The sequence below is a fragment of the Paraburkholderia sp. genome (assembly GCF_049581445.1).
Classification (GTDB): Bacteria; Pseudomonadota; Gammaproteobacteria; order Burkholderiales; family Burkholderiaceae; genus Paraburkholderia.
In genome coordinates this window covers 1-8,603 of record NZ_JBAURZ010000081.1, presented here as the reverse complement: position 1 = coordinate 8,603, position 8,603 = coordinate 1, and the positions used below count along the sequence as shown (strand labels likewise).

Genomic DNA, 8,603 nt, shown 5'->3' with positions numbered 1-8,603 from the left:
GCGGAATGATCTTCTGGTCAAGCGCCCAGTCGATCGCCAGTTGCAGACCCTTGCGGTTCGCCTCCAGCCCAATCGGCGGGAACACGGCCGGCACGCCTTCGGCGAGCACGCGGCTCTCGACGACCATCCGGTACAGTTCGCGAACGACGTCCGGGCGCTGCTTCGAAATGTCCTGATGCACCACGAACATGTGGTTGATCGGCACGACGTTCTCGCGCGCAAACCAGTCTTTGGCAGCAGCCTGTGCATCGGGAACCAGCGTGCGCACACGTTCGTCCTTCGGCATGTCTTCACCGAGCAACGCGGCAGCCAGTTCACCCTTGAGCATCATGTCTGGGATCGACGAACCTGCGGGCAAGCGTTCACAGTTGTTCGGATCGCGATACTCGGCCAGATGCCCGTCACCGAGGGTCATCCAGGTCACCTTGTCGAGATCGACGCCATACTCATGACGCAGAATGCCGCGAATCCAGAGCGCGGTCGTCTGCGTGTAGGTGCGAACGCCGACCTTCTTGCCCTCGATATCCTTCGGGTTGAGTTGGCCGAAGTCGAGGTTATAGCCTGCGCAATGATGCTGGAAGCGTCCTGAGATCGGCGTCGGCAACAGGACATACGGCTTGCCGAAGGCCTTGGCCTGCAGAAACGTCACGATGGCCAGTTCGCCAGCGTCGAACCTGTTTTCGCGCACCATCGCCTTGAAGCCGTTGTGTGCCGGGGTCGGCCCGCGGTAGTCGAGATTGACGATGTCCGATTTGACGCGGCCGTCCTTCATTGCCTTCGTTACCGCGTAGTCGGCCAGATTGGTGCGCAGCGTTGGCACCTCGGTGAGGGTCGTAGTCATGGGTGTCCGTCCTTATGCTTGAATGGAATTACAGTCTGACCTCGATGAGACACGGGCCGGACGCGTTCACTGAATCGGCCATGGCCTTATGGAAGGCCTCGGCGGTGTCGACGGCGACAGCGGGTACGCCCATGCTTTTCGCCATGGCCAGCCAGTCGATACGCGGGCGATCGATGTCGATCATGGCCAACGCCCGCTCGCCTGGCGCACCAGCGCCCATGTTGGCGTACTCGGCCTTGAGAATCGCGTAACTGTTGTTGGCAAAAATGATCGTGGTGATGTTCAGGCCCTCACGTGCCTGGGTCCACAGCGACTGGATGGTGTACATCGCACTGCCGTCACCGACCATGCAGAACACGCGCCGGTCGGGGCAGGCCAGCGCCGCACCGGTCGCAACCGGGGTGCCATAGCCAATCGAGCCGCCCATGTTATTGATGAGGTCATGCGGCGCAGCCCCAACCGTCAGCCCCATCGTTTCGCGCCCCGTGGTCAGCGATTCATCCACGAGAATGCAGTTTTCCGGCAGCGCGGCGGCGAGTGCCTGCGCAATCGTGGCAGGTCCCAGTGCGCCGGTCGGTGGCGTCGCGTCTGAACGCGGCTGGAACACGGCTGGTGTTCTCGTCGCGCCAACCGCTTCGACCAGCATCTCCAGGCCCGCTTCGCCGTCCTCGCCCATTTCGACCAGCGAATGAACACTGGTGCCGGGCGACTTGAGCAAGCTCGGTTTGTCGGGATAGCTGAAGAAGGCGATCGGTTCGGTGGTCTCCACCGTGATGATGTGTTTGAAGCCCTTCAGATACTCAACCGCCTGTCCGACTGCATAGGGAATGCGTTCGAGCGTGACCCGCCCTGCTCCACGCTCGATCCGCGCGGTGAAGAATTGCGTCGCAAGACGGCAGCCAGTCGCGGCCTTGAGCTTGCCCGCGAGTTCAATCGCGCGGCCGCGTGACGAATGGCCGGCGAGGACGACAAGCGTAGGCTCGCCCGAGCGCAACACCTGCGCAATATGCTCGACGCGTGCCGCATCGGGGGCCTTAGCCTTCGCAGCCACGCGCGGCGGCGCGACTGGCTCACCGGCTTCCTGCCATGAGGTATCGCCTGGCAGAATCAGCGTCGCGATCTGGCCGGCGTGTTCGCTGGCCTTCTCCACTGCGGTAGCAACGTCCCAGGCCACGGCACGCGGCGACTCCACGCGGCGCACCCAATGACTCAAAGGCCGTGCGAGACCCTCAATGTCCGACATCAGCGGCGGATCGTATTTCAGGTGCGCAGCCGAATGCTCGCCCACGATGTTGACCATACCCGACGATGCCCGCCTGGCATTGTGAATATTGGCCAGCCCATTCGCGAGTCCCGGTCCGAGGTGAAGCAGCGTGGATGCCGGGGTCCCTTTCATGCGGTAATAGCCGTCCGCGGCGCCCGTGCAGACGCCCTCGAACAGACACAGGACGCTGCGCATGCGCGGATTCTCCAGCGCCTTCAGAAAGTGCATCTCCGAGGTGCCTGGGTTCGCGAAGCAGATATCGACGCCCTGATCCGTGAGCGTCTGGACGAGGCTTTCTGCGCCGTTCATTTAATACCCCGCCATCTCGCGCGCCATGCCGACCACGCCGTAGCTCTTCAGCGGCGCCGAGATCAGGAAGCGGTAACCCTCTTCGATCAGACGCTTGTGATTCTTCGCGTTGACGTGCGGATTGCCGACCACCACGTTGTGCTTGCGGCAGGTCTCGACGATCTGGCGCATGGCATCGGCCACCACCGGATGCTCGTAATCGCGCGGGTGGCCGAGTTGCTGGCTCAGATCGCCTTCGCCAATCAGGATGAAACCAATACCCGGCACGTTCGCCAGAATGTCATCCAGGTTTTCAATGGCTTCCGTGCTTTCGCACATCAGGCCAACGAGGATTTCCCCCTCAGGTGCTAGCGGCCAGACGTCGGCCTTCCTGTAGTAGTCGGCCATGCTCAAGCCCCAGTAGCGGGCCGCGTTAGCGGGGCCGTCACCACGGATGCCCTTCGGCTCATACAGCGGTGCGCCCTTGGGACGGGCGTAACGGCAGGACGCCACCGCGTTATAGGCCTGCTCCACGGTCGACACATGCGGCCAGATCACGCCATACGCGCCACGATCAAGCACCTGCTTGGCGAAGGACTGATTCATTTCCGCGCCGTTGGCCGGAATACGCGCGATCGGCGTGACGCGCGGCGCAACCGAGCCGGATTCGGCGATCTGCTTGCGGCTCAGCATGTACTGCATCGCATCGCCGAGTGCCGTGACGTCGTAGGGGTTGTGTTCCATTTCGAAGATGAGGCCGTCATACGGCGCATCGCTCATCTCGATAGCGTTCTGCTTGTCCAGTTTGGAAAACGCGGCGAATGCGGGCTTGCCGGATTCGAAAGCGCGAATGATGCTGTTCAGACGGGTATCGCTCATGATTTTTCTCTCTCTTTGATTGGTTGCATGCAGCCGGATCAGTCAGCCGCTTTCCAGTACATGAATCCCATGCCTTCGCCGGTGCCGGCTGCGGTGCGCCAGCAGGGGACGTAGTCCACCAGCGTCATCTCCGCGCCTGTTTCCTGCACCGCTTTCATCACGCTCACATAGAGTTTGATTTCGGAAGTACCCGACTGGTACGAACGGTTATCCACTGCTGCGAGGCCGTCGTAGTCGTAGTCGGCCAGCATCTTCATGATGCTGTGATCGAATTCCTCGTCATTGACGAAGTGCGACAGGCCGCCCGAAGCGAAGATGCCAACACGCACATCGTCAGGCCATGCGTTGATCGCATCGCGCAGCACCCGGCCAAACTCGATACAGCGCAACATCGACGGCTGTGTCGGCGGGTAGAAGCAGTTCATGATGATCGGCACATGCGGCGGCGGGTTGTCGCCCATGATCTGGTGATAGACGAAGCTGTACGCATGCGGCACTACCGGGTATTCCGGCAAGGGCTTCATCCACACGTTGTCGGGCCACGCAAAGAGGTCCGTCAGATCGAAATCCTCGCGCTGGAAGTGCTCGATCAGATACGTGGCCAGCTTCGGATGGCACTTGTGCGTGACGTGGTGATCGGGTGCATAGACGGAACGCTGCGGCGGGCCGTTGTGCACTTCTTCACCGCTGTAAATAGCGATCGACGGCGAGAAATCGGTGAAGATTTCCTTCTGGTCCTTGCCAAGAATAATCGCGACGTCGACCTTGGCTTCGCGGTAGACGGCGGCCATCGTATCGAGCGCGGTACGGCAACGCGCGGCGCGTTCGGTGCGTTCTTCGATCGTCAGGAATTTCTCGAACGCTGCTTCGCGATGCGCTTCGAGCTCGGGGTAAGTCCAGGTCCGATTACGGAACCACAGTTCCGGATTGTTACGGTCCCGCTCCCCGTTCTTTAGCCAGTCTTCCGGTGCCTGACCCAGCATCCCGCTATGCGGCACCGCCATCCCGAATACTATCTTCGCCATGAAAGGTTTCTCTATGAATTAACGTGTTCAACAAGGCCGGCTATTGCGGCGGTGTTTTATTTCTAAGCTCGCCGCAGGGAACCGTGTTCTTCGGTCACCTTCGGCGCCCATTCAGGACGGAACAGGGTCATCGTGGTCAGTGCGCCAATCAACAGGAATGCCAGGATCACCATAATCGGCAGGTCATAGCTGCCGCTGACGTGGAGAAGCCAGCCCGACAGGCTTGCCGCCACACCGCCAGCAACACTGGTGGCAACCTGCTGCACACCCGTGACCAGGCCAATCGCCTGCTTGGGAATCAGCGTCAAGCGGGACAGCACCAGGTTGTTCGCGGTGGTCAGGCCAAGTAGCGAGAGCGAAAGCACATTCCAGAACAGGGCCATGTTGAGCGAGTGGGCATAGGCGCCGAGCAATACCGTGCAACCGCCCACAAACCCCGCAATGGTGAAAGCCTTGCGCACCAGAATCGGGTTGCCGCCGCGGGCGATGATCCGGTCCGCTGCCCATCCTGCGAGCGCCGCGACAATCGCGATGCCGGCGAAACTGAAGAACGTGTAAAGCCCGGACCTCGAAAGCGACAGGCCGCGTTGCTCAACCAGATACGCCGGCATCCACGTCATGCAATAGAAAGTGAAGTAGCCGTAGCAAAAGTTGGTGATCATTCCGCCCCAGACGACCGGGCTGGACAAGATGCTGCCGAGGCTCACCGTGCGGGCGCTTCGATTCGCCTGCGCGAGTTGCACCTTGGATGGCAGATCGTTGCGCACCATCAGCAACCACGGCGCCAGCCAGAGCAGCCCGACGAGGCCTGTGGCCAGGAACATGATCTGCCATGAATAGTTGACGATGAACCAGGCCCCCACAGGCGCACCGATTGCGGGGCCGAACTTGTTGCCCATCGCCAGAATGCCAACGGCAAGGCCATTCTGACTTTCGTCGAAGTTGTTACGAATCCAGCGATAGCTCGCGGGAATCACGATGGCCTCCGCCATGCCGATGATCAAACGCATCACCACCAGGCTCGTAAGGGCAGTGACCGCACCCATCAGTGCCGTTGCGAGGCACCACAGCGCGAAGCTGATCGCGTAGGGCCATTTCACGCCGTAGCGGTCCGCGACCCAACCCATCGGCACCTGGAACACACCATACGACCAGAAGAAGGCCGCGTTGATCCAGCCGCGATCAACGTCCGTCAGCGCAAAGTGTTGAACAAAGCCTGCGTCCGCCAGCGTCGAAGAGATGCTGGTGCGATCGACAAAGGAAATCAGCACACCGATCGCAAGGAGTGCGAGTACCGCCCAGCGGCTCGCGATCCCAGGTCGTCCAGGTTTGTTCGTCTCCATCTTCTTGTATCTCTAAGGTTTGATTGAACTCTGCATGCCGGGAACCGAAAAGCATGGTTAGCGGACGGCACGGATGCGATGCGACCTTAGGCCAAGGCTGGATACAGCTGCTGCGCCGTCTTGCCGAAGATCCACTCGCGGTCTTCGCCGCTCAAACTTGCCAGACCCGCCTGAGCGCTGCCGAGAATCTCCGCCAGCGTTCCCGGCGAGGTCGGGTAGTTCGAGCCCCAGGCCATCCGTTTGGCGCCGAACGCCTCGACCACGCGTGCGAAGAACGTTTCGGCGCTCGCCTTTTCCTTCTTCACGTCGCCAAAAATGCGCGGCGTCAGCTTCAGGTAAACGTTTGAGAGCGGTGCGAGGTCGAACAGGCTTTGTGCCGCTGCATACGGTGCGCCGTCGGCCACTTCCGGACGACCCAGGTGATCGAGAATGATCGCCACGTTCGGGAAGCGTTTCGCCAGCGCCGTCACCTGCGGCAGACCGATCGGGCCGGTCTGGATACACATCGGCAGGCCGAGTTCGCCGCACAGCTCCCACGCCGGGAACGAACGCGGATCGTCGAGTTCGCTCGGGTCGAACTCCTTCGTGCTGCCGCCGGTAAAGAGGCGCAACCCCGCAAGGCCGATTCCGACCCAATCGCGAATGCGCTTCGGTGCGTCCGGTTGCAGCACATCGACGGAGCCAACCGCCACCAGACGGTCGGGATACTTCCCGCAACCCTCGGCCACATAGCTGTTGTCGAAACCGTAGGTTGTAGACGAATGGACCACCGCGGCCTTGGCGACACCGGCTGCGTCCATCGATTCGATCAACGTCTCCACGGTCGTCGGACGTTCCTTCGACCAGTCCGAGCGCTTGCCGAACAACGGCGCCGGCGGATAGCGGGTTTCGTCGTCGGAAATGATGTGCGGGTGAATATCAACGATTGTCATGAGTGTCTCTGTGCTGTTCCGGTTGCATACGGCTCGCGCCAATATCAGTGGCCACGTGCCTTCAGGCGTGCGTCAAGGCGCGGATACACGCGGCGCGCATTGCCTTCGAAGATCTTGTAGCGATCTTCGTCCGTCAGCGCTTCACACGCGTCGAGATAGCGCTTCGTGTCGTCGAAGTACTGGCCGGTTGCCGGATCCTTGCCCCGCACCGCGCCGATCATTTCCGATCCGAACAGGACGTTGTCCGCAGGAATCACCTTGGTCAGCAACTCGACACCCGGCTTGTGATACACGCAGGAGTCGAAGAAGATATTGGTCAGCAGTCCTTCGAGCGGGCGGTCGCACATCTCCAGCGACATGCCGCGATAACGGCCCCAGTGGTAAGGAACCGCGCCGCCGCCGTGCGGAATCACCAGGCGCAGCGTCGGGAAGTCCTTGAAGACGTTGCCTTGCAGCAGTTGCATGAACACCGAAGTGTCGGCGTTCAGATAGTGTGCGCCGGTGCCGTGGAAACAGGGATTGCACGAAGCAGCCACGTGGATCATCGCAGGCACGTCCAGATCGCACAGCGCTTCGTAGACCGGATACCACTCGCGATCGGTCATCGGCTTGCCGGTCCAGTAGCCACCGCTCGGATCGGGGTTCAGGTTGCAGCCCACAAAGCCCATTTCCTCGACGCAGCGGCGCAACTCCGCGACGGAGTTCGCAGGCGCCACGCCCGGCGATTGCGGCAACTGGCACACCGGCGCGAAGTTGTCCGGATAGAGTTCGGTCACGCGGTACACGAGGTCGTTCGACACCTTGGCCCAATCGAGGCTGGTGCGTTCGTTGCCCAGGTGGTGGCTCATCAGGCCGGCGATCGGCGAAAACAGCGTCAGGTCGCTGCCGCGCTCTTTTTGCAGCTTGAGCTGGCCGTTGCCGATCGCTTCGCGGATTTCGTCGTCGCTGACATGAGCGCCGTCGAGCGAAGGGGCGTTGGCGGGGTCGTTGGCAAATTCAACCTGCCTGGTGCGCCATGCACGGAATGAAGCGGGGACGGTCGTGAAGTGACCGTGGCAATCGATAATCATGTTGTCTCCGTTGTCGACCAGAGTGGCGGCTTGAGTGGCTTTGTCGATCCGGAGGTAGTGCTTCAGCACTTACTCCGGTCCCACGCAAAGCGCGCTGGTCCCATGCAAGAAAGTTACGTCCGGCTCAGCGGGCCTGCGGGTCCACAAACAGTTCATTAATAGACATGCGGCGCGGCGTGAGCCCCTGTTTGAACGCGGTCGCTTCCAGCGTTTCGATCGTCTTCAGGTTTTCCTGGAGACCGTACGGAAGCGGATCGTGTCCGACAATCTTGCGCAGTTCGAGGTACTTCTTGTCGCTGACGGCCGTGGCTTCACCAGCATCGAGACGCGCCAGCCATTCCTTTTTCGCCTGCGCGAACGCGTCGTAAATCGATTTCGCAATCCACGGATGCTCGGCAAGTGCCGAATCCTTGACGACGATCGTGCCGTGCATCGGATAGACTCCGGTGCGCGCGTAGTATTCGGTTTCGAGTTCGGTCGCGTTGGGCAGCAGATCAGGATAGTCGGCCTCGACTTCCTTCCAGCCACCGGTCGGTGCGCCCGTGCGGCCAATGCCCGCCGCGGCGGCAAAACCTGCCGACAGTTCGCCCGAGGCCATCATTTCTGCCAGCGAGCTGCCAGCCGGCGCGTGGATCACGTTCGACGGCAGCTTGAGTTGCGTGACGTGTTCCTCGTCATCGACAACCCAGGTCACCTTCGATGAATCCAGACCGAATTCATCGATCAGGACCTGACGCGTCCACACGCCGGTCGTGACTGAGTACGCACGCACGCCAACTTTCTTGCCTTCCAGATCCTTGGGCGTCTTGATGCCAGCGTCAGGACGGACCAGCAGGCCGCCGTGATGGAAGCGCCGCACCACGAAGATCGGCAACGCGACAAACGGTGCGCCATACGCCCGGGCAATGATGTAGGTTGTGGGCGCCAACTCGCAAACGTCGAATTCGACGTCGCGCACCAT

At 61.2% G+C, this 8,603-nt stretch carries 8 protein-coding genes; all 8 read right to left on the bottom strand.

The genetic code is table 11. The features are described from left to right. Positions 1 to 841: phosphate ABC transporter substrate-binding protein (locus tag WCA85_RS06775; protein ID WP_424062400.1), on the bottom strand; the 841-nt coding region annotated here is incomplete at its 3' end. A gap of 28 nt (positions 842 to 869) precedes the next feature. Then, positions 870 to 2,414 (bottom strand): acetolactate synthase large subunit, encoded by a 1,545-nt coding sequence (locus tag WCA85_RS06770; protein ID WP_424062399.1) that lies wholly within the window; start codon positions 2,412 to 2,414, stop codon positions 870 to 872. Further along, entirely contained in the window at positions 2,415 to 3,272 is an 858-nt protein-coding gene (locus WCA85_RS06765; RefSeq protein WP_424062398.1) for an HpcH/HpaI aldolase family protein, read from the bottom strand. A 38-nt stretch (positions 3,273 to 3,310) separates the two neighbouring features. Continuing rightward, positions 3,311 to 4,297 (bottom strand): protocatechuate 3,4-dioxygenase, encoded by a 987-nt coding sequence (locus WCA85_RS06760; RefSeq protein WP_424062397.1) that lies wholly within the window; start codon positions 4,295 to 4,297, stop codon positions 3,311 to 3,313. A 62-nt stretch (positions 4,298 to 4,359) separates the two neighbouring features. Next, complete coding sequence (locus tag WCA85_RS06755; protein ID WP_424062396.1) at positions 4,360 to 5,640, bottom strand: MFS transporter; 1,281 nt, start codon at positions 5,638 to 5,640, stop codon at positions 4,360 to 4,362. 86 nt (positions 5,641 to 5,726) lie between these two features. Next, positions 5,727 to 6,572, bottom strand: coding sequence for an amidohydrolase family protein (locus tag WCA85_RS06750; RefSeq protein WP_424062395.1), 846 nt, complete (start codon positions 6,570 to 6,572; stop codon positions 5,727 to 5,729). 44 nt (positions 6,573 to 6,616) lie between these two features. Continuing rightward, positions 6,617 to 7,642: an amidohydrolase family protein gene (locus WCA85_RS06745; RefSeq protein WP_424062394.1), complete on the bottom strand. Its 1,026-nt coding sequence runs from the start codon at positions 7,640 to 7,642 to the stop codon at positions 6,617 to 6,619. Positions 7,643 to 7,766: 124 nt separating this feature from the next. Then, positions 7,767 to 8,603: ABC transporter substrate-binding protein (locus tag WCA85_RS06740; protein ID WP_424062393.1), on the bottom strand; the 837-nt coding region annotated here is incomplete at its 5' end.

Excerpts from the sequence above, each read along its gene's own strand:
- WCA85_RS06770 (WP_424062399.1), bottom strand. The coding sequence starts at position 2,414 with ATGAACGGCGCAGAAAGCCTCGTCCAGACGCTCACGGATCAGGGCGTC.
- WCA85_RS06765 (WP_424062398.1), bottom strand. The coding sequence starts at position 3,272 with ATGAGCGATACCCGTCTGAACAGCATCATTCGCGCTTTCGAATCCGGC.
- WCA85_RS06760 (WP_424062397.1), bottom strand. The coding sequence starts at position 4,297 with ATGGCGAAGATAGTATTCGGGATGGCGGTGCCGCATAGCGGGATGCTG.
- WCA85_RS06755 (WP_424062396.1), bottom strand. The coding sequence starts at position 5,640 with ATGGAGACGAACAAACCTGGACGACCTGGGATCGCGAGCCGCTGGGCG.
- WCA85_RS06750 (WP_424062395.1), bottom strand. The coding sequence starts at position 6,572 with ATGACAATCGTTGATATTCACCCGCACATCATTTCCGACGACGAAACC.
- WCA85_RS06745 (WP_424062394.1), bottom strand. The coding sequence starts at position 7,642 with ATGATTATCGATTGCCACGGTCACTTCACGACCGTCCCCGCTTCATTC.